The sequence below is a fragment of the Falsihalocynthiibacter sp. S25ZX9 genome (genome assembly GCF_041205405.1).
Taxonomy (GTDB): Bacteria; Pseudomonadota; Alphaproteobacteria; order Rhodobacterales; family Rhodobacteraceae; genus Falsihalocynthiibacter; species Falsihalocynthiibacter arcticus.
The window spans coordinates 33101-58920 of the sequence record NZ_JBGFCD010000009.1 but is presented as its reverse complement, the minus strand read 5'-3'; the positions used below and the strand labels follow the sequence as shown (position 1 = coordinate 58920).

Here is a 25820-nt window from a genome sequence, read left to right as displayed (position 1 = left end):
CTTAAAGTTAAATCGGTCTCCATCTCCTCACGACGTGAGGTTTGAATGAGCTTGAGAAAGGGACTTCTCGTGCTCCTATCAATCTCGAAAGGCAGTACCCGCAAGGCACTGTCTTAGGGCGGTTTTTGCGTTTTCTGCAAACGTGATCATCGAGGGATGTGAAGGACGACTTGGGGGGTCTACCCACACGAAATCAGAAGGTCATTGGCCTAAAAAGATAACTGGCGAAGCGGGTAAAAAAGATGACGAATGAGACTTGGGGAACCGTACGAAATGAGCTGCAAAAAACCGTTGGGCAAAGCAATTTTACAAACTGGATTGAACCTCTAGAGTTTTCGAGCTTGAAAGACGGAATTGCAGTGTTTGCAGTTCCGACGAGCTTTATGGGCAATTGGGTTTCGCGGAATTTCGGCGATCAGATCAAACATCTTCTGAACGAAGCAGGGGCCGCTGTTAGCCGCTTGGAGTTCGCCGTCGCGAGCAAGCCAGTGGCGCGTCCTGCGTCAAAGGCACAGAAAGCCGCACAACACGCCCCAGCCATTGAGCCTACAGCGGATATTTCTGTTCCCGGAGCTCCTCTGGATTCGCGTTTCACGTTCGAAAGCTTTGTTGTTGGCAAGCCGAACGAACTTGCGCACGCTGCTGCGAAACGCGTTGCTGAGGGCGGGCCCGTGTCCTTCAACCCACTTTTCCTTTACGGCGGTGTAGGGCTTGGTAAAACCCATCTGATGCATGCCATTGCACATGAACTTCGGCGCGACCGTCCCGAGTTGAATGTTGTTTACCTTTCCGCAGAGCAGTTCATGTACCGCTTCGTTCAGGCTTTGCGCGAACGCAAGATGATGGATTTCAAAGAGCTTTTCCGCAGCGTTGACGTCCTCATGGTTGATGATGTTCAATTCATCGCCGGCAAAGACAGCACGCAAGAAGAGTTTTTCCATACGTTCAACGCGCTGGTTGATCAAAACAAACAGATTATTATTTCCGCTGACCGCGCACCGGGTGAAATCAAAGACCTCGAAGACCGCATTAAATCGCGCCTTCAGTGTGGTTTGGTCGTGGATTTACACCCAACCGATTATGAACTGCGTCTCGGAATCCTTCAGCAAAAAGTCGAGCATTATCGTAAGCAATATTCCGGTTTGGTTTTAACCGACGGCGTCTTGGAGTTTTTGGCACACCGAATCTCGACCAATGTTCGGGTACTTGAAGGGGCTCTCACGCGGCTTTTCGCGTTTGCTTCTCTTGTTGGTCGCGAAATCACGCTGGAACTTGCGCAAGATTGCCTCGCAGATATTCTGCGCGCGAGTGATCGTAAGATTACCATTGAGGAAATTCAGCGTCGCGTCAGCGAGCATTACAATATCCGTCTTTCCGAAATGATCGGCCCGCGCCGCGTACGGATTATCGCACGGCCACGCCAAGTTGCGATGTTCCTAGCAAAACAACTCACCAGCCGCAGCCTTCCTGAGATTGGCCGCCGCTTTGGGGGACGCGACCATACGACGGTTATGCATGGCGTAAAACGGATCGAAGAGCTAAAACAGCTCGACAGTCAGATGGCCGAAGACCTAGAACTGTTGCGCCGCAGCCTTGAGGCTTGAAAACTAACGCAACAAGCGTCTCAGGCCTTGACGGCCCCCCGATATAATCGGACATTCTGACGAACAGTTAACAACGGGCGGAAGCGTTGGCTTCTTCGCCCCTGCACCTGTCAATAGGAGCATTGAATGAAATTCAGTATCGAACGCGCGGCCCTGCTAAAGGCCATTTCCCAAGCTCAGTCCGTGGTTGAGCGCCGCAATACGATCCCAATTCTGGCGAACGTATTGATTGAAGCCGAAGGGGAAAATGTTTCATTTCGTGCCACTGACTTGGATATCGAAGTTGTCGACAAGACCATTGCTCAAGTGGAGCGGGCTGGAGCCACAACGGTTTCGGCTGTTTTGCTTCATGAAATTGTCCGCAAATTGCCGGATGGCGCATTGATCAAACTCACCGACGATGGTGCTGCTGGCCGCCTCACCGTGGAGGCGGGGCGTTCCAACTTCTCGCTCGCGACACTGCCTCGCGAAGATTTCCCTGTGATGGCCTCTTCGGAATACACATCAAACTTTACCGCAAAGGCGAGTGTTCTGCGACGTCTTTTTGACAAATCAAAATTCGCAATTTCGACTGAAGAAACACGGTACTATCTCAACGGCGTCTACATGCATATTTCGGAGTCCGAAGGCGGAAAAGTTCTGCGCTGTGTGGCCACAGACGGTCACCGTTTGGCGCGGATCGATGCTGAAATGCCTGAGGGTGCTGCGGATATGCCCGGCGTTATTGTTCCACGTAAAACAGTTAATGAAATGCGCAAGCTCCTTGACGTTGACGATGCTGAAATTGCGGTTTCTGTGAGCGAAACCAAAATTCGTTTTGCCACGCCCGAAATCACGTTGACATCAAAGGTCATCGACGGAACTTTCCCCGATTACACACGCGTCATTCCAACAGGAAACACCCGCAAACTCGAGGTGGACGCGGCTGAATTCGCGAAAGCTGTTGATCGTGTGGCGACCGTGAGTTCTGAGCGTAGTCGTGCTGTGAAACTCTCGCTCGATGAAGATCGTTTGATCCTTTCCGTTAACGCACCAGATAGTGGTGCTGCCGATGAAGAACTGGTTGTCGCTTATGGGGACGAGCGTTTGGAAATTGGTTTTAACGCGAAGTATTTGCTCGAAATTGCCAGCCAAGTGGATCGTGAAAACGCCGTGTTTATGTTCAACTCTTCGGCGGATCCGACCTTGATGCGCGAAGGTAATGACACGTCCGCGATTTACGTCGTTATGCCGATGCGGGTCTAAGGGCTTCGCAGCGGGCAGGTTCTCCCCGTGACAGGCTTGGCCCTCCGAGATATTAAACTCTCGCACTTCCGGTCCCACAAGGCGACCCATTTAGAATTATCTGGGCGCCCCGTGGCCATTCACGGCGCGAACGGCGCTGGAAAAACCAGTCTTCTGGAGGCGATTTCCCTTTTGTCTCCGGGACGGGGGCTTCGGCGCGCAACCACGCAAGAAATGACCCGCAAAACAGAAGCTATCGGGTGGAAAATTTCGGCCGTAATCGCGACGCCCAATGACGTCCACGAAGTGGAAACATGGTCGCAAGCAGGGGCTCCGCGCCAAGTTCGGATAGATGAAAAAGCCGCGCCCCAAATTGCCCTCGGAAAAATTGCACGCGTGCTTTGGCTCGTCCCCGCGATGGATCGTCTGTGGATTGAGGGGGCGGAAGGGCGTAGACGCTTTCTTGATCGCATGACGCTGAGTTTCCTGCCAAGTCACGCGGAGTCCGTTTTGGCTTACGAAAAATCCATGCGGGAGCGCAATCGACTTCTCAAGGATCAAATTCGAGATCCGGCTTGGTATGGCGCTCTGGAAAATCAGATGGCCATTTCTGGCGCACAGATATCGTCAAATCGCGCGACGGTTTTGGCGCATATTGAGGCCGCCCAACACGCCGCTCAAACCCATTTCCCCACAGCGGACTTGGAGCTAATTCAACCCGACGGATCCCCACTGGGGCCGCAATCTGAAGCCGCCCTGCGCGACGCATTTTCGCGGGCGCGGTCACGCGACATCACGGCGGGCCGAACGTTGGTTGGGCCGCATCGCGCTGACCTCGCGGCGCACTATCGTGACAAAAATATTTCCGCACGCGATTGTTCCACGGGGGAGCAAAAGGCGCTGCTCCTTTCCCTTGTTCTCGCAAATTGTCGCGCCCTCGCATCAGACTTTGGCGCTCCGCCGGTGCTCCTTCTCGATGAGGTCGCCGCGCATTTGGATGCGAACCGCCGCGCGGCCCTCTATGACGAAATCTGTACTGTCGGGGCGCAAGCCTTCATGACGGGCACCGGTCCCGAACTTTTCGCCGAAATTGAGTCCCGTTCAGATGTCTATGAAGTCCAAGATATTGACGGAACCTCCAAAGTAGTCGCTGCAACATGACATTGTCTCCTTCAGATCTCGCGCTTTATGCATTCGCTATTTTTATCCTGTTTATGACGCCCGGACCCGTTTGGGTTGCCATCATGGCGCGTGCGATGAGCGGTGGATTTCGTGCTGCGTGGCCACTCGCGCTGGGTGTTGCTGTAGGCGATGCATTTTGGCCTCTTCTTGCGGTGCTTGGCGTTAGTTGGTTGGCTGGGGAGGTTGGGGGGCTGATGATTTGGCTGCGCTACTTTGCGGCTGCGTTCTTTATCTTTTTGGGTATGGGCCTCATACGCAAGCCCATTGGTGTCTTAAAGGCTGATAGTCGTCTGACCAAGCCGGGTGTTTTGGCGGGGTTTTTGGCTGGCGTGGCGGTTATTCTTGGCAATCCAAAAGCAATTTTGTTTTACATGGGCATGCTACCCGGGTTTTTTGATCTCACCTCTGTAACTCGCCAAGACATTGCCGCAATTGTCCTGATTTCTATTATTGTTCCCTTTTTTGGCAACCTCGCTTTTGCAGCTTTGATTGCCCACGCGCGGACGTTTTTGAAGTCGCCAGAGGCGATCAGGCTCCTGAATGTTGTGGCCGGAGTGTTGCTCGTTTTTGTTGGGGCGTTTTTAGGGGCAACTGCGCTCGTTTAATTGCCTCAATCGCGTGACATCCCTTGCAAATAAACGTATAAATATCAAAAATACGAAGGATGCCTCAAATGGCCGATAACGCGCAGACTCCCGAAGAATATGGTGCCGATTCTATTAAAGTTCTCAGGGGCTTAGAAGCTGTTCGAAAACGGCCTGGAATGTACATTGGTGACACTGACGATGGTTCGGGTTTGCACCATATGGTGTACGAAGTCGTCGATAACGGCATCGACGAAGCGCTTGCGGGCCACGCGGACGCCGTGAACGTCACAATTCACGCGGATGACTCGGTTTCAGTCAGCGATAACGGTCGTGGAATTCCCGTTGGGATACACGACGAAGAAGGCGTTTCGGCCGCCGAAGTTATCATGACCCAGCTACACGCTGGCGGTAAATTTGACAGCAACTCATACAAGGTTTCTGGCGGCCTTCATGGCGTAGGCGTTTCCGTGGTGAACGCGCTGTCCAACTACCTGGAATTGCGGATTTGGCGCGACGGAAAAGAACATTATGCGCGCTTTGAGCATGGCGACACTGTTGAGCATCTACGTGTCGTTGGCGATGCGAATGGCCGTAAAGGGACGGAAGTGCGCTTCCTCGCTTCATTGGATACGTTCTCAAACCGCGATTTCATTTTTGAGACGCTTGAGAAGCGTTTGCGCGAACTAGCGTTTTTGAATTCGGGTGTTCGGATTATTCTGACAGATGAGAGACCAGTCGAACATCTACGCACCGAGCTTTATTACGATGGTGGCGTCCGCGAGTTTGTTAAATATTTGGATCGCAGCAAGTCGTCCATTATGCCGGAACCTATTTTTATGGTCGGCGAAAGAGACGATATCGGCGTTGAAGTGGCAATGTGGTGGAATGATAGCTACCACGAAAACGTTTTGCCCTTTACCAACAACATTCCCCAGCGCGACGGCGGAACCCATTTGGCGGGTTTTCGCGGCGCTCTGACTCGTACGATCAACAATTACGCTCAAACCAGCGGGATTGCGAAAAAGGAAAAAATCTCCTTCACGGGTGACGATGCCCGCGAAGGTTTGACCTGTGTGTTGTCGATCAAAGTGCCTGATCCTAAGTTCTCTAGTCAGACCAAAGATAAGCTTGTGTCTTCCGAAGTTCGCCCCGCAGTTGAAGGCCTCGTGAACGAGAAACTCGCGGAGTGGTTTGAAGAAAATCCGACTCAGGCCAAGATTGTCGTTGGGAAAATCGTTGAGGCCGCTGTGGCGCGCGAAGCCGCACGCAAGGCGCGTGATCTTACCCGCCGCAAAACGGCGCTGGATGTGAATTTCTTGGCTGGAAAGCTCAAAGATTGCTCCGAAAAGGACCCCTCAAAAACCGAAATCTTCATCGTGGAAGGGGACTCTGCGGGCGGGTCGGCGCAAACGGGCCGCGATCGGATGACACAAGCCATTTTGCCGCTAAAGGGTAAGATTTTGAATGTAGAGCGGGCGCGTTTTGACCGGATGCTCGCCAGTCAAGAAATCGGAAACCTTGTGATGGCTTTGGGCACGGGCATTGGCCGTGACGAATTCAATATTTCCAAACTGCGCTATCATAAAATCGTTATTATGACGGATGCGGACGTTGACGGCGCACATATTCGCACTTTGTTGCTGACGTTTTTCTATCGGCAAATGCCAGAGCTTATCGAGGGTGGCTATCTTTATATTGCTCAGCCTCCCCTCTATAAAGTGTCACGCGGCAAGTCCGAGGTTTACCTCAAGGACCAAGCCTCGTTGGATGATTATTTAATCGAAATGGGCGTTGAAGGTACCATCCTGCGCCTTGCCTCCGGAGAAGAGATTTCCGGTGCTGACCTTCGGCGTGTGATCGAAGAAGCTCGTCAGGTGCGTCGGATTTTACAAGCATTCCCAACGCATTACCCACAGCATATCTTGGAGCAAGCCGCGATTGCAGCTGCTTTTGTTCCGGGGGCAGTCGATCAAAATCTGCAGGGTGTTGCAGACGCTATTGCATCGCGTCTGGACAGTATCGCAGTAGAATATGAGCGTGGCTGGAAAGGCCGCCCGACCCAGGACAAAGGTATCCGTTTAGCGCGTCTTTTGCGCGGTGTTGAGGAAGTTCGCACGCTGGATGGTGGCGTGATGCGCTCTGGGGAGGCCCGTAAACTAGGGACCTTCACGGAGTCCCTTTTGGAGCTTTACGACAAGCCCTCCCGTTTGGTGCGCAAAGACAAAGAAGTGCTTATTCACGGGCCAAGTGAACTGCTAAAAGCTATCCTTTCAGAAGGCGAAAAAGGTCTATCACTTCAACGCTATAAAGGCCTTGGCGAGATGAACCCCGGTCAACTTTGGGAAACCACTTTGGACCCAGATGCACGTATATTGCTGCAAGTGAAGGTCGACGACATGGCAGAGGCGGATGACCTATTCACCAAGTTGATGGGCGACGTTGTTGAGCCACGACGTGAGTTCATTCAGCAAAATGCGTTGAATGTGGAGAACCTTGATTTTTAACCCGGTTGTAGGGGTGCGCGTAGTATGGCACGCACCCCATACTTTGGCATGAATTGCCCATAATTTGGCATACGTTTGCGAAATTTCTGTTTTTCGGCGGTGTTTTTCAACTTTATGCAGAACTTCGTGGGAGTGAAAACTTCTGCTCAATTAGCTGATGCTTTCGAACCAGGACCCGATGTTCAAGTGCAGCATTTGTCACAAAGGGCGGAAAGGAGCCGTTAGCTGCGCCTTGCTCCGAGGTCCGCTTGCTGGATTAAGTAGGGCTCGCCGGTAATGGATTTAACTGCCGCCAATGGCCCATAGAAGGTGCACATGCATTTATTTCGATGAATATATGGTTGTTCCTTCTTTGATCGTCTCAACGATACCAATGTCGCGGATGGCCATTGGATCGACCGCAGTCGGATCAGCGGTAAGAACAACAAGATCCGCTAATTTGCCAGACGCAAGCGATCCCTTATTGTCGTCTTCTCCATATTGCTCGGCATCCCAAATGGTCATCGCCTTTAAGCCTTCAATTGGCGTTACGCGTTGGTCTTCACCGATGACTTCCCCGGATCGAGACACACGATTAACCGCCGACCAGAGCATGAACATCTGGTCCAGCGGCGCGACGACAAAATCTGTGTGGTTGGTTGGTCGCAGACCTGCGTCAATCGCGTCACGCATTGGACTGATGTAGGCTGTCTGCGCAACTCCGCGGTTCGCAACGTGGGCATCCGCAAAATAGTAAGTGTGCAGCGTGTAGAATGACGGGCGTATCTTGTAGTCCACAAATTTTGCGATCTGGTCAGGGCGAGTGAACTTGCATGGATCATTGTAACATCACGATCCTTACCTAAATCGTCGGCAGCTGCTGTTTCATGCGCCTCAAAGAACGCATCTATAGCACCATCGCCGTCTGCATGCAGGTTGAGCGGTACACCCATTTCGTAAACTTTAGCGACCATGTCGTTTACCATCTCTTGTGGGAAGGTAAGCTCGCCGAACCAGTTCTCTTCGCCGCCCGGTCCACCGGTCAAGTAGGGCGTGCTGAACTTAGCAGTCCGTCCTTGTGGTGAGCCGTCAATCGTGACCTTCACGCCGCCGATCTTAAAGCCGTCGCGGTACTTACCCCATGTTTCAAGCGGAAACTCTTCGAGGATTGCGTCAACATCAGTAATAAACGGGTATGCAATCACATCTATTATGTCGGCACCTGCTTCGGTTGCGCGGTTTATTGTCTTCATCCGCTCTAGATGAGTTGCACCTTCATGTGCTGTTGTCACACCAGCTTCGGCATAAAGCAGTTGCCCAGCCGCGGTCGCAGCCAGCTCGGCTTGCGGAGACATTGTCGGCGTCGCCGCAACAATGGATAAGAAGGCGGTTTCCATGATCAGACCGTAGGGTTCGTTAGTGCCTTCCTTTCGGACGATGCACCTCCTGGCGGTGTCACAGTTGCCTCGTCGATATTTGGGCGTTCTAACACCGTTTTTTCGGCTATTTTTGGCCTTGCGCATCACCGGACTAACGTTTTGCAGATTAAGTCAATGATAGTAGCTTAATTTGGGGTTGAGTTAGTCGGCAATTCTAACAAAATAGGTAACATTGAGACGAGACGAAAAATCCGAACTTCCTCCTGCGACGGGCATGGATTCCATGGCGTCCGATTTCAACATGGAACGCATTGGAACAGGGTAATTCTCACCATTAGCTTCATTTACGGACTGGATGCCGATGATTTCAAGGCCAAGAGCTTCTGTATATAGGCGCGCTTGTGAAATGGCATCCCCAGCGGCCTCGGTGCGGAGTTTATCCATATCCACCGTTCCTTTTTGCGGCACCATTTGCACAGAGTCGATGCGGTTCACGCCCGCATTTGTCGCGGCAGTCATCACATCCCCCAAGATTTTGATGTCACTAACATAAATATGAACACTATTGTTCATTTCATATCCAGTCGGCGCGCCGGTCTCTTGGTTTGCTGTCTGACGTAGAGAAATGTTGTCGGTTTCGAAGTCCGAGATATCTATCCCAAGGCTTTGAACCCTGGCAAAGACGGTGGCCAAAAGCTCCGTGTTGGCCTGAACGACTTCTGAGGAGGTCACCCCATTGGTTTGTAGACCAAATGTAACCTGCGCCGCCGTGTTTTCGACAGCTTGGATCGCTTCTCCGGTGACGGTAAGCGTTCCGGCATCAATGTTGGGTTCCTCAGAAGCATGGGCTGCAAGGGGTATTGCGAGTGCAAAAATCGTTGCGCCAATCATAAATGGCTTCTTCATATTTTTTCCTTTGTTGATGTGCCTTTATAAAGAGATAGTGTTGAAGGATGCTGCTGAAAAGGTCGAGGACCATTTTGCATATCCGGCACCGCTTTTTGGCCAACAAAAGTTAACGCCCGATGTAAGATAGGAATAGCCCCGCGACGCACATGCGGCAATACATTATGCAGCGCGTTGTCTGTGACACACTGCCTGACGTCAGCGCCTATGGGTCAAAATAGGATAATTTGATAAGACAGGGTTTTTGTCTCATCGTAACCACCAAGGAGTGGAAGATGAGACAAACAACTGGTGCACGGAAAAGTCCTGGCGAGAAGATCGTCAAGGATATTAAGCGGGCCACCCGCAAACAGTAGTCTTCTGAGGAGAAGATCAGGATCGTTTTGGACGGGCTACGCGGCGCAGACACTATTTTCTGCCAGGCTATCTCGAGGCCCAAATCGAAGCCTTCGTCAATCATAACAACCATCAGCGCTATCACGACAGCCTAAACAACGTCGCGCCCGCCGACGCCTACTTCGGGCGCGACAAAGCCATTCTACGACAACGAGAAAGGATCAAACGCAAGACACTGGAAACGCGCCGCTTGCATCATAGACAACGCGCCGCGAACACCCCCCAGACTAAAACCCAATGACGCACAAATGTCAGAGATATTGAGCTATTCTCCAGGGCATTTGCGACACGCTTGAATATCCTATCGCATCTGGGCGAAGGCTTGGGACGTCAAGCTCTGAAGCTTGGTCATTTGGCTTTCCTTCCTTTATGCGAGCATACTCATATAATATATTATTTGTTGACAGATAGATTATCGAGCTGTACCTAAGGTCAATGGATCGGGAGGCAAAACATGAAATTCTTTGTTTACTTAGATAACGGCACCGACGGACTCGCGGTTGAAACAGATTTTGGCTTTAGCGGGTTGCTGAAAACGGATGCAGGATATCCAGGCGATTTACTGACGCTGATCCGCAAGGGACCTTCCGCGATGAAGAGTGCTGCAGAAGCTTTGAGCAAGGGTCAGATTGTCGATGTGGCCGCAGTAACTGCGCTGCCGCCGGTTGCACACCCCGAAAAGATTGTCTGCGTGGGGTTGAACTATGCAGATCACTCGGCTGAAAGCGGCTTCGAACAACCGAAGTATCCTACTCTATTTAGCCGGTTCAATTCCTCATTGATCGGCCACGGTGCCCCGATCGTCCGGCCGCAGTGTTCCGAACAGTTGGATTACGAGGGGGAGTTGGTGGCGATCATCGGCAAGAGAGCACGCCATGTGTCCGAGGCAGATGCGCTGAATTATGTCGCGGGATATTCAATCTTCAATGATGCGTCGATCCGCGACTATCAGTTCAAATCACCGCAGTGGACAGCAGGCAAGAATTTCGACGACAGCGGCGCATTCGGACCCTATTTCGTGACCGCCGATGCGTTACCAAAGGGCTGTCTTGGTCTGAAACTAAAAACGCTCCTGAACGGCGTAGTCGTTCAGGAGGCCATGATCGACGATATGGTGTTCTCGACCGCGCAAATCGTTTCAATTTGCAGCGAGTTTATGACGCTTGAGCCGGGCGATGTCATCGTCACAGGAACGCCCTCGGGCGTCGGTCTGGCGCGCAAACCACAGTTATTCATGAAGGATGGTGATGTCTGCGAAGTGATGATTGATCAACTTGGTACATTGTCCAACCCGATCAAGGATGCGCAAGCCGCATAGACGTCCGAATGGTGCTGAAAACTTGAAACCCAAATGAGGAGGACAAGAGAATGACAGCGATAACTGGCACAGCGGGCATTACTATGCGTCCTGGAGAGCTTGGGATCCATTTTATGGATAGGTTCAATATGGTCGCGCCGGACTTCTATTCCTCCTTCGGGCTCGATGTGCACGAGGAAAGTCAGGGGCTGGGTCTCTTCACATTTGGTTCGGACCATCGCTGGGCATCTCTGAGCGATGACAAGCGCAAGAAGTTGAACAACCTCAGCTTGGCGGTCTTCGAAGAGGATTTCGAGCCCATCAAGAATAGGATCGAAGACGCTGGGATCAAACTATTCGATGCTCCACACGGTTCGGACAGCAATGGTATATGGTTCTATGATCCGCTTGGCGTGTTGAACGAAGTCAAAGCTGCGCAAAAGACGTCGCCTGATGAGAAAACAGAGTTCACACTGAAATCCGTGCCTGGCAGCGAGATGGGATTCATACAGCGATCAAAAGCGTCCTCGGTAAGGCCGCACCGATTGGCCCACTTGTTCGTGTTCACACGTTCGGTTCCGGAGGCAATTTCATTCTATTCCCGGACCCAGGGCCTGCGTATCTCGGATCGTTCTGGTGATGGCATTTCTTTCATGCACGACATCCACGGGTCCGACCATCCTTTGATCGCTTTTGCCAAATCTTCTGCCCGGGTCTGCACCATTGCCGTTGGAACGTGGGCGGCATGTCTTGGGGGCGCACTATTTCCACCACGTCAAAAAACTGTGGGGCAGCTATTCCGAGTATTCCGCCGATTTCGACTGGGATGGAGGAGACTAACCGCCCGAAGATTCCATTTATCTTTGGGGGCCGGATATGCCGGAGGACATCGTCCGCAACTACGAGTTCGATCATGAGGGGGCTGTGACACCGGGCAAAGCTTCGGATGCCGCCTGAATATCATCGAAAGCTGCAATCAAAAAAATGTTGCAAAATAAAAACAATATATTTTCTGGGAGGAAATAATGAAAAATCTTCTACTGACATTGTCTACGCTGGCCCTGATAGCGCCAACTACACCCGCATTTGCCGAAGATGTAAGCGCCACTATCGTTGTCGGTCATGCACCCGTCATCCGGTGGGCTCGGATGTTCCCCGAAGCGTTTATTCCGGCGGTCAACAAGCGGCTTGAGGGGGGTGAAAACAATGTGACGTTCATTGAGCAGTATGGCGGCACAATCGCCGGACCGGGCGAGGAACTAGAGACCATCGAATCCGGGCTTGCCGAAATGGGTGTCTGCAACGCTGTTGTCGAACCTGACAAGCTCAGCCTGCAAAGCGTGTCCTATTATGCCCCTTTCGTCAGTGACAATGCTCGTCTTATCAACGAAACGCTGGACGAGATGAACAAGGCAGATCCGGAACTCACCAAATCCTTCACCGAACACGGCGTCGTCTATCTGGGCGGACCCATCGGCATCGAAGACTATATGCTTATGACGAAGACACCGGTGAATACTATTCAAGATCTTGCGGGGCTCAAGATCGCTGCGCCGGGTGCCGCTGTGAACTGGCTTTCCGGGACTGGTGCCGTGGGCGTTTCGGGCAACATGACCACCTACTACAACGAGTTGAAGACCGGCGTTTATGACGGCGTGATCGTGTTTGCTGGCGGCGCATGGGCCGGAAAGCTCTTTGAGGTCGCGCCAAACATCAATTTGGTCGGCCTTGGGGCGCAATATGCTGGCGGCATCTGCGCGAACAAGGACTGGTTCGAGGGATTGCCCGAAGATGTCCAGCAGGCGATGCGCGACGCGGCGGACGAAACAAAAACATGGTATCTCGCCGATCTGGAAAACGCCGTGAAGACAGCCTACGCGAAGATGGAAGAGGCAGGTGCCACGATCACGACCGCCTCCGACGAGATGCGTCAGGACTGGGCGGCCAAGATGGAAAATTCTGCTGTGGTCTGGGCGGCGCAACTTGACGGGCAGGGCAAGCCTGCATCTGCGACACTGTCTCGCTACATGGACGCCATGCGCGCTGCCGGTGCCACGCCGCTTCGTAACTGGGATCAGGAATAATGTTGCCTGCCGACGCAGTGGACCCCGGCGGGGAAGGGGGCAGCCCCCTTCCTCTGCGGCTGCTTGATGGTGCGACACAGGGGATGAACGTCGCCGGCACAGTTCTGATCCTGTGCTTGATGTTGCTGATCGGTGCTGATGTGACGGGCCGAAATCTTTTCAACAGTCCAATCAACGGTGTGCCCGAACTGGTAACATTGTCCATTGTGGCCATCGTTTTTCTACAGGCACCACAGGCCCTCAGATCGGGTCGATTTCCCCGTTCTGATGCGTTGCAGCCGATATTTGAACGTCTGGCCCCACGGTGTGCCAAATTGCTTTTGGATATTTTCGACCTTGCGGGTGCCATCGTGACAGGTGTGATCGTTTTCGCAACATGGCCAATTCTTAAGAAGGCGTTTGAGCGCGGCGAATTCATTGGTGCTCTTGGAGATTTCACCGCTCCCGTTTGGCCGGTCAAGCTGATCGTGCTGACCGGCAGCCTTGTTCTGGCTTTGCAGTTTATCGCGTCAATTGTGCGGCGTCACAGCGGGGAACTGATAACATGACGCCTTTCGATATTGGTATGATCTCCCTTGGGGTGATGATTTTTTTCGTGTTGCTGGGTCTGTACGTCCCGATCGCGCTGATCGGCTGTTCGTTTGTTGGCGTCTGGGCAATCAAGGGCTCTCCAGTCTTGGCCGCGAAACTGTTGGCTATGTCTGCGAACGATACAATCGCAAGCTACTTCTTTGGGGTGGTGCCGCTGTTCGTCCTGATGGGATTTGTCGTATCGCAATCCGGCATGGGCCGTGACGCGTTTGATGTTGCGAACCAGGCATTCCGGCGTCTGCGTGGAGGGTTGGGTGTCGGGACAGTAGGAGCAAATGCCATATTTGCCGCGATTACCGGCGTTTCGATTGCTTCAGCCGCGGTGTTCACAAAAATCGCCGTTCCACAGATGATCCGCCATGGATATGCGCCGCGCTTTGCCGTGGGCGTTGTGGCGGGGAGTTCGGTTCTTGGAATGTTGATACCGCCAAGTCTGCTGCTGATCCTCTATGGTATCCTGACGGAGCAATCCATCGGTGATCTCTTTATCGCCGGGATCGGTCCCGGTATCCTGCTCGCCGTTTTCTTCGGCGCCGTTATCATCGCGATGGCAACTTTCTTTCCTGGGTTCGTGGGTCAGCCCGACGATGCCCTTGAAGAGGGCCTGACCTCTCGGCAAATGCTGGAAAAGGGACTGCCGATCGTTCTTTTGATCCTTCTGGTTCTCGGTGGCATCTATGCAGGGTTTTTCACACCGGTCGAGGCAGGTGCGATGGGCGCTATCGGTGCATTTGCTCTGGCCTTGATCAAGCGACGACTTTCACTTCGTGATACCTGGACCGTGCTTGTCGATACTGGACTGGTGACGGCTTCGATCTGTTTTCTGATCGTCGCGGCCCAGATGTATTCACGGATGCTGGCATTTTCGGGTCTGCCTGCGGGCTTCGGGCAACTGATTACCACTGCTGAACTAGGGTTCTGGGCTTTGATCGGAATCTATGTGCTGGTCGTGATTGCGTTCGGCATGATCTTGGACAGTTCGTCGATCATGTTGATCCTCGTACCGCTGATGTTACCAGTGATTACCGCCATGAACATCGATCTGGTCTGGTTTGGCATCGTCACAGTATTGGCTGTTGAAATCGGATTGCTAACGCCCCCGTTCGGTATTTCCGTTTACGTGATCAAGGCGACGCTTGACGACAAATCCATCACGCTTGGCGACATCTTCATAGGCGCCGCTCCCTTCGCGCTGATGATGCTTCTGGTGCTGATCCTCGTCATCGTCTTTCCGTTTATTGCGACCGGGTTATTGCCCGGCGTCCACTGATCAAAAAGGAGACTCTAATAATGACCAATCCGACCAAACCCCAAATCAAGGCAGCGTCCACAGGCATGCTCCACAAGGATCTCTATGTGGTCATGACGACGCCCACGAACGGGATCGGGCCAGTGATGGAAAATCTCGGCCCGCACCTCGAGCATCAAGTCGAGATGGAGAAATCAGGACGTATGTTTGCGGCAGGCCCGCTCTGGGATGACGATGAGACGACATGGCACGGTGAAGGAATGTTTGTGATCCGTGCCAAGTCGCTGGCCCACGCACGAGAGATCGCCGAAAGTGATCCGATGCATAAAAGTGGTGCGCGCAGCTTCACGGTACGGCCGTGGATGCTCAACGAAGGCAGCGTATCTGTCAGGCTCGATTACTCGACGGGAAAATTTCGACTGGATTAAGCTATAATCCCAGAAAGATGCAGAGGAAGAGCCGGATCGCCCTTCCTCTGTAAAGGCATTCCTTACTGCAATTTCCAGCGAGGATGCGGTGTGTAACGTACCAGGTGAATACAATCGTTCTATACTCGGCGTTTTGAAGAACGCGATTGACGGGGGACCAAAACTACCCAAGGACAACATTTGACGTGACAAGGTCGTTGCAATGACCGCACCTCGCTGGGCGCTATCGGGATCGCAGTCGCACAACAGCATCTGCGACAGATACTTGCCATTCTGGGCGTGCATGTGTTTCCGAGAGAAGCCTATATTTCCTTTAAGGCGCCGGAAATGATCGACGAAGCAGGTAACATCGTAGATGAAAGCGTTAAAGAATTCATCGCGTATTACCAAACTTGTCGAAGAATGCAGGGCCAGCCTGAGCTCCATGGATAAACTATCGGAAGTTTAGTAGGGCAAAATATAAATGGTCGTGTCCCGATTGCGTTTCGGGCCTTTTCGAACAATTTGAGATATGGCCAAAAGTCGGTGATGGCCCTTGAGGGACGTCATACAATGGGATTTTCACACGCCGCAGTTCTCGGCTGAGCAAAAGAGGCGACGCATGATAGCTTTGTCTGGTTGTTATGTCGTGACCAAGCCCCCCGCGCCGTTCAGCCAGCCATTTTGGCCGCATAGTTGTTCTACAGGCTGAACGCGTCAGCCCGAGATTGGCGGTAGGATGCAGCGCTAAGGCGGGCACGCTTTGGGCAGAAGATGGTGGCGGTCTGATCGTGGACGGATAGAAATCTTTGCGCCTAGCGTGGGGATTTGAAACGCCCCATGATCTTTTCTCTTCGTTGCGTGTGTCGATGCGACGCCTCGGATAGGTTGTTCCACCCCTTGTGGGAACGATGATCGACGCTTGGGCAAAGGTCACGGGCGGCCACGCCATAGCTTCATCAACTTCATCAGGAAACGCTTGGCAGCATGAGCATTTCTACGGCTTTGCATCAGGATTTCCTGTACGTTGCCATGGGTGTCGACCGCTCACCAAAGCCAATGTTTTCGCCCTCGAATTGAAATCACGACCTCGTCGAGGTGCCATTTGTGGGCAGGAACCTGGCGATCCCGACAGATCTTGCCCGCTATCTGCGTTCCGAACCGCTGGCAGCAGGTGCGGAAGCTTTCATACGAGACGATTATGCCCAGTTTAGCCAACAAATCTTCAACATCGTGCTGGCTCAGGATAAGCCGATGGTTCGCCCAGATGGCATGGGAGATGATGGATCGAGGGAAACGGAAGCCCTTTAGGCGAGGTTGTGAAGCGTAGCTGATCATGAGGGATTGCTCTGGTTGCAGACGAGGCGCGTCAAAAACATGACAAAGCTTTTGATCTTTGTACTCTGGGTGCCGCACATTTGTCTGCAATGCGGTGAGGTTCAATTGGTCGCCGAATTACGATTCTTCCCGAGCGAGCCGCAATTTTATGCACAGACGCTGCCAAAAGCAAAACGCCTAAATATTTTTGATCCAAATTTCCGTTGCCGCAGCCCGCCCAAATAATCTTTAGGTAGATGCAGTCACTCACCGCTGGAGCATGATTTATCTGTATTAGTCCCCAGTTGCCGAGCGGCGGCGATATTACGAATCTTGGGGATGGTCAAATTCTGCGTGATACATAAACGTTCGCTTTGGGGGCGTTGTGATGCGGTGTCAGACTATCAGGTCAATGCGAGGTTTGCCCGGTGAATGCGGCAAGTGGCTACTTCTTGACCGCATTGAGCGGCCTAATCGCTGGTTAACCTCGGAAGGTGTGGGGATGAATGGGAAACAAATTTCCCCTGTGGGGTTAAAGATGGGGCTGCTGCGAACGAGACGCGCATAACTCAATGGAATTAATAGACACTGTCTGCAATAATGGTGCCCAGGAGAGGACTCGAACCTCCACGTCCATACAGACACCAGCACCTGAAGCTGGCGCGTCTACCATTCCGCCACCTGGGCAGGTGTCGTAGCCGTGGGGATTAACGGGGCGAGGGCAGGCTGTCAACGGAAATCGTGGGGATTTACGCTGCATTCATCCTGCGACGCGATACCCGCTTGTTCCGGTGCGTCTGGGAATGTATTGAGGCAATAGAACTGTTTTGTTGGAGGCCAACCATGTCTAAACTTGTCACTATTTACGGCGGATCCGGATTCGTTGGCCGCTACATTGCGCGCCGGATGGCCAAAGCTGGTTGGCGTGTGCGCGTTGCCGTACGACGTCCCAACGAGGCGTTGTTTGTAAAGTCTTTTGGGGCCGTTGGTCAGGTTGAGCCTGTTTTGTGTAACGTGCGCGACGATGCTTCTGTTGCAGCGGTTATGCTTGGTGCTGATGCTGTTGTGAATTGCGTTGGCATCCTTGCAGAAACGAGCCGCAATAAGTTTGGCACGATTCACGCACAATCCGCCGGTCGAGTGGCGCGTATAGCAACCGAGCAAGGGATTGCATCTCTTGTGCATCTTTCTAGCATCGGTGCCGATTTGGAAGCCGCCTCCGAATACTCGCAGACCAAAGGGCAGGGCGAGGTTGAGGTGCTGGAGCATTTCCCGACAGCCACTATTTTGCGCCCTTCGGTTATTTTCGGTGCCGAGGATGGTTTCCTCAATAAATTCGCCTTCATGTCGCGGCTTGGACCGATCTTGCCACTCGTTGGCGCGACGACAAAGTTTCAGCCTGTTTTCGTGGATGACGTCGCGACCGCTGCGGAAGTGGCTATTCTGCAAGGAAAATCAGGTGTCTACGAACTTGGTGGACCGGACATTATGACCTTGCGCCTGATCGTCGAGAAGGTTCTCGCGGTTGTGCATCGTCGCCGTTTGATCGTGAACAAACCCTTCTTTGCGGGCAGTATCATTGCTGGTCTTTTGGATTTCACCCAAGCGGTGTCCCTTGGGCTTGTGCGCAACGGTATCCTGACGCGCGATCAAGTCAAAAGCTTGCGATCAGATAACATCGTTGAAGAGGGTGCGAAGGGTTTTTCCGACCTGAACATCACCCCGACAAATATGGATGCGATTATGCCGAGCTACCTGTGGCGCTTTCGTCCTGATGGTCAGTTCGACGATATCCGCGATTCAGCGAAAAACCTCAAAGCTTAAGTGTAGGCAATCCAGAGGAGGCCAAGGCCCAGCCCTATGCGGTAAATCACGTAGGGTGTGAAGCTTGTGCTGCGCAAAAGGCGCATCATCAGGGTCAGTGCCAAAAGGGCTGTTACGAAGGAAAGCACCACGACAATCGCTCCGTCTAAGGCAACGGATGCGTCCGCGGTTTTTATAACTTCGAGGCCAGCGAGAGTGCCCGACGCAATGATCGTTGGGATTGACATGAGCATCGACAGTTTGGCGCCATCTTGGCGGTTATACCCAAGCGCACGCGCGCCTGTTATTGTCGCGCCTGAACGCGATGTTCCGGGGATCAGGGCAACCGCTTGCCAGAGGCCCATGATGATCGCATCGCGCAAATTCCAATCGCCATCTGCCTTAGTGGTCGCCCCGCGTTGATCGGCAACATAAAGGACGATGCCAAAAACGAGCATGGTCCATCCAATGACCGTAAGGCTACGCATCGCGTCATCGAGGCCTGTGAGCTTTAGGATCAGTCCAATGATCACGACAGGAACAGTGGCCACCGCGAGCAGGAAGCAGAGTTTCGCACCGGGTGCGTTGAGACGACCCATTAGCATGGGTATGAATCCGCGAAAGGCCAGCGCTACATCAGTTCGAAAATAGAGGATCACAGCAAAGAGCGTGCCGATATGTGCGGCCACATCTATGGCTTGGCCTTGGTCGGGAAGATTTAGAAGATTCGGTAAAAGAATCAGGTGACCCGAGGACGAAACCGGCAAAAACTCGGTGATACCTTGGATTATCGCCACAAGTACAAGATGATAGAAGCTCATGGTCTGTTTTCCCATTGAATCACGAGGGCAGTCTAAGCGCTGGAAAATAAAAGGAAAGTCGTATTTTAGGTAACTGATATTGACCTAAAATACGAATTGGTAGTGCTGAAAATGTTGCGCGACGACTAGAAAACGGAATAAAGGTCAGCACGGCTGCCTTTTCATTTGAATCCCTTTTGCTTAAAAAAGGCGCTCGTGTCATTTCTTGGAGGCCTCGCCATGGCAAAACAGCCAATGCTAAAATTCATATCGCTTGAGCGGTCCATGCCCACGAAACGGGATGCCGACCAGCGCAGTCAAGATTTTCACGAAATCTATGCGGAATTTGCCAAAACAAAAGCGGCAGAGCAAAGTAGCCGGTGTAGCCAATGTGGTGTGCCGTTTTGCCAAAACCACTGTCCGTTGCACAACAATATTCCCGACTGGCTAAAGTTGACCGCCGAGGGGCGTTTGCAAGAGGCCTACGAGTTGTCGCAAGCCACCAATACTTTCCCCGAAATCTGTGGTCGCATTTGCCCGCAGGACCGTCTGTGTGAAGGTAACTGTGTGATTGAACAGTCTGGACACGGTACTGTTACTATTGGGGCCGTTGAGAAATATCTAACAGACACCGCTTGGGAAAATGGTTGGGTTCTGCCGATCCAGCCCAAAGCCGAGCGCGAAGAAAGTGTTGGAATTATAGGAGCTGGTCCGGGCGGTTTGGCCGCAGCGGATGTGCTCCGCCGTCAAGGCATCCAAGTCACTATCTATGATCGTTATGACCGCGCCGGAGGCCTAATGACCTACGGCATCCCCGGATTCAAACTCGAAAAAGACGTTGTTGCAAAGCGCATTGCCCAGCTTGAAAACGCGGGCGTTCAATTTGTTTTGAACTGCAACGTGGGTGAAGACATCACGTTCCAAGCGATCCAAGGCCAACATGACTCAGTTTTGATTGCCACGGGCGTCTACAATTCCCGCGACTTCCAAGCCCCCGGTTCTGGAGCGGAAGGCGTTGTGCGCGCGATTGACTATTTGACCGCGTCTAACCGTAAAAGCTTCGGCGATATTGTGCCTGAATACGAAAGCGGCGAGTTGAATGCCTCGGGCAAACGCGTCGTTGTTGTTGGCGGTGGCGACACCGCGATGGACTGTGTGCGCACAGCCATTCGCCAAGGCGCAATGAGCGTGAAATGCCTGTATCGTCGTGACAAAGCCAACATGCCTGGAAGCCAACGCGAAGTTCAAAACGCCGAAGAAGAAGGTGTGGAATTTGTGTGGTTGTCGGCCCCCAAAGCCTTTGTTGGCGATTGCGTAGAAAGCGTTCTCGTTCAGAAAATGCGCCTTGGGAAACCCGATGCATCTGGACGTCAATCGCCTGAGTTGATCGAAGGTGCGGACTATGCCGAGCAAGCCGATCTTGTGGTCGCGGCGCTGGGCTTTACACCGGAAGACCTGCCAACCCTCTGGGGAGAAGAGGCGCTTGAAGTAACTCGGTGGGGCACCATCAAAGCCGATTTCCGCACCCATGAAACCAGCATCCCTGGGGTCTATGCCGTTGGGGATATTGTGCGGGGTGCGAGCCTTGTTGTTTGGGCGATTAAGGATGGTCGCGACGCGGCCGAAAACATCCTTGAAACCTTTAATAGCGCCGCCGTTCTGGCCGCGGAGTAAGGCACTGTTGGGGCTGGTAGACAGAAACTGCCCTGCGCAGCTTCGGCTTTCTGACCTAAGTAATTTATCAATGGAGGCATTGTTGTGACCCGTGGAAATTCGAATTTGACGACGACTAAATGTGCCAATCCTTGCCAAAAGAACGCGCCCAACGGGGCAAATTATGGAGAGAGAACATGACCAAGTTTGACCAAAACTGGAAAGCCGCCGAGGAGGCGAAACGCCAATGGATGGCTGAAAATGGCATGTACTCCGAGGAAGACGAACATTCCTCCTGCGGGGTTGGCCTTGTGGTGTCCATTGACGGCAAGCCCTCGCGGTCTGTCGTTGATAATGGCATCAAAGCGTTGCGTGCGATTTGGCACCGTGGCGCTGTGGATGCGGACGGGAAAACTGGCGATGGCGCGGGTATTCACGTGCAAATCCCCACTACATTCTTTGAGGATCAAATCCGCCGCACAGGACACGAACCCAAAGCTGGGCAACAGATCGCTGTGGGCATGGTGTTCTTGCCGCGCACCAACTTCGGGGCCCAAGAAACCTGCCGCACAATCGTTGAAAGCGAAGTTCTGCGGATGGGCTACTACATCTATGGTTGGCGCCATGTTCCCGTGAATATCTCGTGTTTGGGTGAAAAAGCCAACACAACCCGCCCTGAGATTGAGCAGATTTTGATCAGCAACTCTAAGGGCGTTGATGAGGAAACCTTTGAGCGCGAGCTTTATGTTATCCGTCGTCGGATCGAGAAAGCGGCCCTCGCGGCGCAGGTTCCATCGCTCTATATTTGCTCGCTGTCCTGTCGGTCTGTGATCTACAAAGGCATGATGTTGGCGGAGCAAGTCAGCGTGTTTTACCCCGATCTTGAAGACACCCGTTTTGAGAGTGCCTTCGCGATTTACCATCAACGGTATTCGACCAATACATTCCCCCAATGGTGGTTGGCACAGCCGTTCCGCATGCTTGCGCACAATGGCGAAATCAACACGCTTCGGGGCAACGTCAACTGGATGAAAAGCCACGAAATACGCATGGCTTCGAGTGCCTTTGGCGATATGGCCGAGGATATCAAGCCGATCATTCCCGCTGGATCGTCGGATTCCGCCGCCCTTGATTCCGTGTTTGAGGTTATGGTCCGTGCAGGGCGCAATGCGCCGATGGCCAAAACAATGTTGATTCCAGAAAGCTGGAGCCAGCAAGCGATTGAGCTGCCCGACGCGTGGCGCGATATGTATTCCTATTGCAACTCAGTTATGGAGCCATGGGACGGCCCCGCCGCGCTTGCAATGACCGATGGCCGCTGGGTTTGCGCTGGTTTGGATCGCAACGGTTTGCGGCCCATGCGCTATGTGGTGACAGGAGATGGCCTTTTGATTGCCGGCTCCGAGGCTGGTATGATTCCGATTGACGAGGCAAGTGTTGTCGAAAAAGGCGCTTTGGGTCCGGGTCAAATTATTGCCGTCGATATGCAAGACGGGCTTTTGTACCACGATACAGCCATCAAAGATCAGCTCGCCGCAAGCCAGCCTTTCGGCGAATGGGTGCAAAAAATTACCAACATGGAAGACGAACTTGCGCACAAAACCGAGGTGGCTGTTTTTGCGGGTGCAGACCTGCGCAAGCGTCAAATCGCGGCGGGCTATACCATTGAGGAGTTGGAGCAAATTCTTCAACCTATGGCCGAAGATGCCAAAGAAGCGATTGCCTCAATGGGCGATGACACCCCGAGTGCCGTTCTGTCCGAGAAATACCGTCCGTTAAGCCATTTCTTCCGTCAAAACTTCTCGCAAGTGACAAACCCGCCGATTGATTCCCTGCGCGAGTATCGCGTAATGAGCCTCAAAACGCGGTTTGGAAATCTCAAAAATGTGTTGGACGAAGACTCTAGCCAGACCGAGATTCTGGTGCTCGACAGCCCGTTCTTGGGCAATGCGCAATTCGATGGATTGATTGAACATCTGGGCAAAGACGTCGTGGTGATCGATTGTACTTTCCCTGTGAATGCTGGGGCAAACGCGTTGAGTGCAGGCCTGACTCGGATTCGCGCCGAAGCCGAAGACGCTGTGCGGTCAGGTGGCGCGCATATCGTTCTTTCGGATATGGCCCAAGGCGAAGCCCGCGTGGCAATGCCGATGATCCTCGCAACATCTGCGGTCCATTCTGGTTTGACCCGCAAAGGTCTTCGGACGTTCTGTTCGATCTCGGTGCGGTCGGCAGAGTGTATCGACCCACATTATTTTGCCGTACTTATCGGCTGCGGTGCCACGGTTGTGAACGCGTATTTGGCGGAAGATTCCCTTGCGGATCGTATTGAGCGCGGTCTGATTGATTGCACGCTTTCCGAGGCGGTTGCACGCTATCGCGGTGCAATTGATGCGGGTCTTCTCAAGATTATGGCCAAGATGGGGATCTCTGTGATTTCCTCCTATCGCGGCGGATTGAATTTTGAAGCTGTGGGCCTTTCACGCGCTATGGTTGCCGAGTTTTTCCCCGGTCTGACAAGCCGGATCTCTGGAATTGGTGTGTCGGGCATTCAGCATAAATCTGAAAAGGTCCATGCTTTAGGCTGGCTTGGTGGCAGCGACATCTTGCCAATTGGTGGTTTTTACAAAGCCCGTGCAAGCGGTGAAACCCACGCATGGGAAGCGCAAAGCATGCATATGCTTCAGGCCGCTTGTGCGCGGGCGTCCTATGAAATTTGGCAGCAATATTCGGCCAAAATGCGGTCTAACCCACCAATCCACTTGCGCGATCTACTGGCAATTCAGCCGATGGGCGCAGCGATTCCGATTGAGGAAGTTGAAAGCATTACGGCCATTCGCAAACGCTTTGTCACACCGGGCATGTCCCTTGGCGCACTAAGCCCTGAGGCCCACAAAACCCTCAATGTCGCGATGAACCGTATCGGAGCTAAATCGGATTCGGGCGAGGGTGGCGAAGATCCAGCGCACTTTGTACCTGAGGCAAATGGCGACAATCCGTCTGCGAAGATCAAACAGGTGGCTTCGGGTCGTTTTGGCGTAACCGCAGAATATTTGAACCAATGCGAAGAGCTTGAAATCAAAGTTGCGCAGGGTGCAAAACCGGGCGAGGGCGGCCAATTGCCGGGCATGAAAGTGACCGACCTTATTGCGCGCTTGCGTCACTCGACAAAAGGCGTGACCCTGATTTCGCCGCCGCCACACCACGATATCTATTCCATCGAGGATTTGGCACAACTGATCTACGACCTCAAGCAAATCAACCCACGCTGCAAAGTAACTGTGAAACTGGTTGCGGCATCGGGTGTTGGGACAATTGCGGCAGGTGTTGCTAAAGCCAAAGCCGATATCATCCTGATTTCGGGTCACAATGGCGGCACGGGCGCTTCACCTGCGACCTCGATCAAATATGCGGGTTTGCCGTGGGAAATGGGCCTTACTGAGGCGCACCAAGTTCTTGCGATGAACAACCTGCGCGAGCGGGTAACTTTGCGCACCGATGGCGGACTTCGCACCGGGCGTGACGTGGTTATGGCCGCGATGATGGGTGCCGAAGAATACGGTATCGGCACCGCGGCCTTGATTGCGATGGGCTGTATTATGGTGCGTCAATGCCAGTCGAATACCTGTCCTGTTGGTGTCTGTACCCAAGACGAAGACCTGCGTAAGAAATTCGATGGAACGGCGGATAAGGTCGTGAACCTCATCACATTCTACGCCCAAGAAGTGCGCGAAATCCTCGCGAGCATCGGGGCGCGCAGCATGGATGAAGTGATTGGTCGCGCGGATTTGCTCTCGCAGGTTTCTCGTGGGTCCGCGCATCTTGATGATCTCGATCTTAACCCCCTGTTGATCACGGTCGATGGGGCGTCGCAGATTGTCTATGATCGCAACAAACCGCGCAACTTCGTACCTGATACGTTGGACGCTGAAATCGTAAAAGATGCCGCGCGCTTCTTGAACGATGGCGAAAAAATGCAGCTTCAATATGCGGTTCAAAACACTGACCGTACCATTGGGACACGCACGTCGAGCCACATTGTCCAAAACTTTGGTATGCGGAATTCGCTGCAAGAGGATCACCTGACGATCAAACTCAACGGCTCCGCTGGGCAATCCCTAGGCGCCTTTGCGGCACCTGGCCTCAAAATCGAGGTGTCCGGCGATGCAAACGATTATGTTGGAAAGGGCCTGTCGGGCGGGATCATCATCGTACGTCCGCCAATGAACAGCCCGCTTGAAGCGTCGCAAAATACCATCATCGGCAACACCGTCCTTTACGGTGCCACCGCCGGATATCTCTTTGCTGCGGGTCGTGCGGGTGAGCGTTTTGCGGTGCGTAACTCAGGCGCCAAGGTCGTTGTCGAAGGCTGTGGGGCGTCCGGTTGCGAATATATGACCGGTGGCGTTGCCGTCATTCTGGGCAAGATCGGCGCGAACTTTGGCGCGGGGATGTCTGGCGGAATGGCCTATGTTTACGATCCCAACGGCATTGCGGATTCGCTGATGAATATGGAGACGCTCGTGACTTGTCCTGTGACCGTTGAGTATTGGCAGGATCAACTCAAGGCGCTGATCGAACGCCATGTTAAGGAAACGGGCAGCCAAAAAGGTGCGGATATTTTGCAGCATTGGGAGCTTGAGAAAACGAGATTCCTGCAGATTTGTCCCAAAGAAATGTTGGTCCATATACCGCATCCTTTGAGTGATGAATCGAGCGCGGCAATCGCCTAAACGCGACACTAGAATAAAAAAAGCCGGGCCATCATGCTCGGCTTTTTTGTGCGTATGACTTGACCATTTTGATTGTGCATGCTCAGTGTCTTTTGTGGTCAGAAAAGCAAAAAAGAAACCAGTCA

16 protein-coding genes, 1 tRNA gene and 4 pseudogenes are annotated in these 25820 nt (G+C 52.9%); 16 read left to right on the top strand and 5 right to left on the bottom strand.

The genetic code is table 11. From position 1 onward, the window contains the following. Window positions 1-242: 242 nt before the first annotated feature. The 5 genes from dnaA to gyrB all read left to right on the top strand — a co-directional run bounded on the left by dnaA (window position 243) and on the right by gyrB (window position 7101). Window positions 243-1604 (top strand): chromosomal replication initiator protein DnaA, encoded by a 1362-nt coding sequence (gene dnaA / locus AB9F29_RS11590; protein WP_369755798.1) that lies wholly within the window; start codon window positions 243-245, stop codon window positions 1602-1604. A 126-nt stretch (window positions 1605-1730) separates the two neighbouring features. After that, window positions 1731-2849 carry a DNA polymerase III subunit beta gene (dnaN, locus tag AB9F29_RS11585; RefSeq protein WP_335586950.1) on the top strand — a complete coding sequence of 373 codons (1119 nt, stop codon included), beginning with the start codon at window positions 1731-1733 and terminating at the stop codon, window positions 2847-2849. A 27-nt stretch (window positions 2850-2876) separates the two neighbouring features. Further along, window positions 2877-3989 (top strand): DNA replication/repair protein RecF, encoded by a 1113-nt coding sequence (gene recF / locus AB9F29_RS11580; protein WP_369755797.1) that lies wholly within the window; start codon window positions 2877-2879, stop codon window positions 3987-3989. After that, on the top strand, window positions 3986-4615 hold the full coding sequence (locus AB9F29_RS11575) for a LysE family translocator (protein ID WP_369755796.1): 630 nt from the start codon (window positions 3986-3988) through the stop codon (window positions 4613-4615). Before recF ends, AB9F29_RS11575 begins: the two co-directional genes overlap by 4 nt. Window positions 4616-4683: 68 nt before the next feature. After that, the gene (gene gyrB, locus AB9F29_RS11570; RefSeq protein ID WP_335586953.1) at window positions 4684-7101 is read left to right on the top strand and encodes a DNA topoisomerase (ATP-hydrolyzing) subunit B; all 2418 of its coding nucleotides are present in this window, start codon (window positions 4684-4686) and stop codon (window positions 7099-7101) included. A 321-nt stretch (window positions 7102-7422) separates the two neighbouring features. Here the strand turns inward: gyrB and AB9F29_RS11565 are convergent. Further along, window positions 7423-8477 (bottom strand): annotated as a pseudogene (locus AB9F29_RS11565) (amidohydrolase). Between the two features lie 183 nt (window positions 8478-8660). Next, on the bottom strand, window positions 8661-9365 hold the full coding sequence (locus AB9F29_RS11560) for an SIMPL domain-containing protein (protein WP_369755795.1): 705 nt from the start codon (window positions 9363-9365) through the stop codon (window positions 8661-8663). A 275-nt stretch (window positions 9366-9640) separates the two neighbouring features. Here AB9F29_RS11560 and AB9F29_RS11555 point away from each other — a divergent pair. The 8 genes and pseudogenes from AB9F29_RS11555 to AB9F29_RS11520 form a co-directional block, all read left to right on the top strand. Continuing rightward, a pseudogene (locus AB9F29_RS11555) lies at window positions 9641-9778 on the top strand (IS3 family transposase); the annotation flags it as partial. After that, a pseudogene (locus AB9F29_RS11550) lies at window positions 9772-10002 on the top strand (hypothetical protein); the annotation flags it as partial. The pseudogenes AB9F29_RS11555 and AB9F29_RS11550, both read left to right, overlap by 7 nt. Before the next feature lie 213 nt (window positions 10003-10215). Beyond that, a complete protein-coding gene (locus AB9F29_RS11545; protein WP_369755794.1) occupies window positions 10216-11079 on the top strand; it encodes a fumarylacetoacetate hydrolase family protein in 864 nt (287 codons plus the stop codon). Window positions 11080-11129: 50 nt separating this feature from the next. After that, a complete protein-coding gene (locus AB9F29_RS11540; RefSeq protein ID WP_369755793.1) occupies window positions 11130-11975 on the top strand; it encodes a hypothetical protein in 846 nt (281 codons plus the stop codon). A 108-nt stretch (window positions 11976-12083) separates the two neighbouring features. Continuing rightward, window positions 12084-13142, top strand: coding sequence for a C4-dicarboxylate TRAP transporter substrate-binding protein (locus AB9F29_RS11535; protein ID WP_369755792.1), 1059 nt, complete (start codon window positions 12084-12086; stop codon window positions 13140-13142). Further along, on the top strand, window positions 13142-13690 hold the full coding sequence (locus AB9F29_RS11530) for a TRAP transporter small permease subunit (protein ID WP_369755791.1): 549 nt from the start codon (window positions 13142-13144) through the stop codon (window positions 13688-13690). The genes AB9F29_RS11535 and AB9F29_RS11530 overlap by 1 nt, the downstream gene beginning before the upstream one ends. Before the next feature lie 17 nt (window positions 13691-13707). Further along, window positions 13708-15003: a TRAP transporter large permease gene (locus AB9F29_RS11525; RefSeq protein ID WP_369755790.1), complete on the top strand. Its 1296-nt coding sequence runs from the start codon at window positions 13708-13710 to the stop codon at window positions 15001-15003. Between the two features lie 20 nt (window positions 15004-15023). Continuing rightward, the gene (locus AB9F29_RS11520) at window positions 15024-15410 is read left to right on the top strand and encodes a YciI family protein (protein ID WP_369755789.1); all 387 of its coding nucleotides are present in this window, start codon (window positions 15024-15026) and stop codon (window positions 15408-15410) included. A gap of 680 nt (window positions 15411-16090) precedes the next feature. Here the strand turns inward: AB9F29_RS11520 and AB9F29_RS11515 are convergent. Continuing rightward, window positions 16091-16727: pseudogene (locus AB9F29_RS11515) on the bottom strand (IS6 family transposase). A 580-nt stretch (window positions 16728-17307) separates the two neighbouring features. After that, window positions 17308-17393: transfer RNA gene (locus AB9F29_RS11510), tRNA-Leu, on the bottom strand. Window positions 17394-17549: 156 nt separating this feature from the next. Between AB9F29_RS11510 and AB9F29_RS11505 the strand changes: the two genes are divergently transcribed. Next, window positions 17550-18530 carry a complex I NDUFA9 subunit family protein gene (locus tag AB9F29_RS11505; protein ID WP_369755788.1) on the top strand — a complete coding sequence of 327 codons (981 nt, stop codon included), beginning with the start codon at window positions 17550-17552 and terminating at the stop codon, window positions 18528-18530. On the opposite strand, the gene AB9F29_RS11500 is transcribed toward AB9F29_RS11505, so the two are convergent. After that, complete coding sequence (locus AB9F29_RS11500) at window positions 18527-19330, bottom strand: undecaprenyl-diphosphate phosphatase (RefSeq protein WP_335586124.1); 804 nt, start codon at window positions 19328-19330, stop codon at window positions 18527-18529. The two genes, AB9F29_RS11505 and AB9F29_RS11500, sit on opposite strands and share 4 nt — an antisense overlap. A 219-nt stretch (window positions 19331-19549) precedes the next feature. Here AB9F29_RS11500 and AB9F29_RS11495 point away from each other — a divergent pair, with 219 nt between their 5' ends. Together AB9F29_RS11495 and gltB are read left to right on the top strand one after the other, a co-directional pair. Next, window positions 19550-20983, top strand: coding sequence for an NAD(P)-dependent oxidoreductase (locus tag AB9F29_RS11495; RefSeq protein WP_335586125.1), 1434 nt, complete (start codon window positions 19550-19552; stop codon window positions 20981-20983). A 176-nt stretch (window positions 20984-21159) separates the two neighbouring features. Beyond that, window positions 21160-25695, top strand: coding sequence for a glutamate synthase large subunit (gene gltB, locus AB9F29_RS11490; RefSeq protein WP_369755787.1), 4536 nt, complete (start codon window positions 21160-21162; stop codon window positions 25693-25695). The last annotated feature ends 125 nt before the right edge of the window (window positions 25696-25820 follow it).

Bases quoted from the DNA above. Each gene is read 5' to 3' on its own strand.
- dnaA (WP_369755798.1), top strand. From the start codon at position 243: ATGACGAATGAGACTTGGGGAACCGTACGAAATGAGCTGCAAAAAACC.
- dnaN (WP_335586950.1), top strand. From the start codon at position 1,731: ATGAAATTCAGTATCGAACGCGCGGCCCTGCTAAAGGCCATTTCCCAA.
- AB9F29_RS11575 (WP_369755796.1), top strand. From the start codon at position 3,986: ATGACATTGTCTCCTTCAGATCTCGCGCTTTATGCATTCGCTATTTTT.
- gyrB (WP_335586953.1), top strand. From the start codon at position 4,684: ATGGCCGATAACGCGCAGACTCCCGAAGAATATGGTGCCGATTCTATT.
- AB9F29_RS11560 (WP_369755795.1), bottom strand. From the start codon at position 9,365: ATGAAGAAGCCATTTATGATTGGCGCAACGATTTTTGCACTCGCAATA.
- AB9F29_RS11545 (WP_369755794.1), top strand. From the start codon at position 10,216: ATGAAATTCTTTGTTTACTTAGATAACGGCACCGACGGACTCGCGGTT.
- AB9F29_RS11540 (WP_369755793.1), top strand. From the start codon at position 11,130: ATGACAGCGATAACTGGCACAGCGGGCATTACTATGCGTCCTGGAGAG.
- AB9F29_RS11535 (WP_369755792.1), top strand. From the start codon at position 12,084: ATGAAAAATCTTCTACTGACATTGTCTACGCTGGCCCTGATAGCGCCA.
- AB9F29_RS11530 (WP_369755791.1), top strand. From the start codon at position 13,142: ATGTTGCCTGCCGACGCAGTGGACCCCGGCGGGGAAGGGGGCAGCCCC.
- AB9F29_RS11525 (WP_369755790.1), top strand. From the start codon at position 13,708: ATGATCTCCCTTGGGGTGATGATTTTTTTCGTGTTGCTGGGTCTGTAC.
- AB9F29_RS11520 (WP_369755789.1), top strand. From the start codon at position 15,024: ATGACCAATCCGACCAAACCCCAAATCAAGGCAGCGTCCACAGGCATG.
- AB9F29_RS11505 (WP_369755788.1), top strand. From the start codon at position 17,550: ATGTCTAAACTTGTCACTATTTACGGCGGATCCGGATTCGTTGGCCGC.
- AB9F29_RS11500 (WP_335586124.1), bottom strand. From the start codon at position 19,330: ATGAGCTTCTATCATCTTGTACTTGTGGCGATAATCCAAGGTATCACC.
- AB9F29_RS11495 (WP_335586125.1), top strand. From the start codon at position 19,550: ATGGCAAAACAGCCAATGCTAAAATTCATATCGCTTGAGCGGTCCATG.
- gltB (WP_369755787.1), top strand. From the start codon at position 21,160: ATGACCAAGTTTGACCAAAACTGGAAAGCCGCCGAGGAGGCGAAACGC.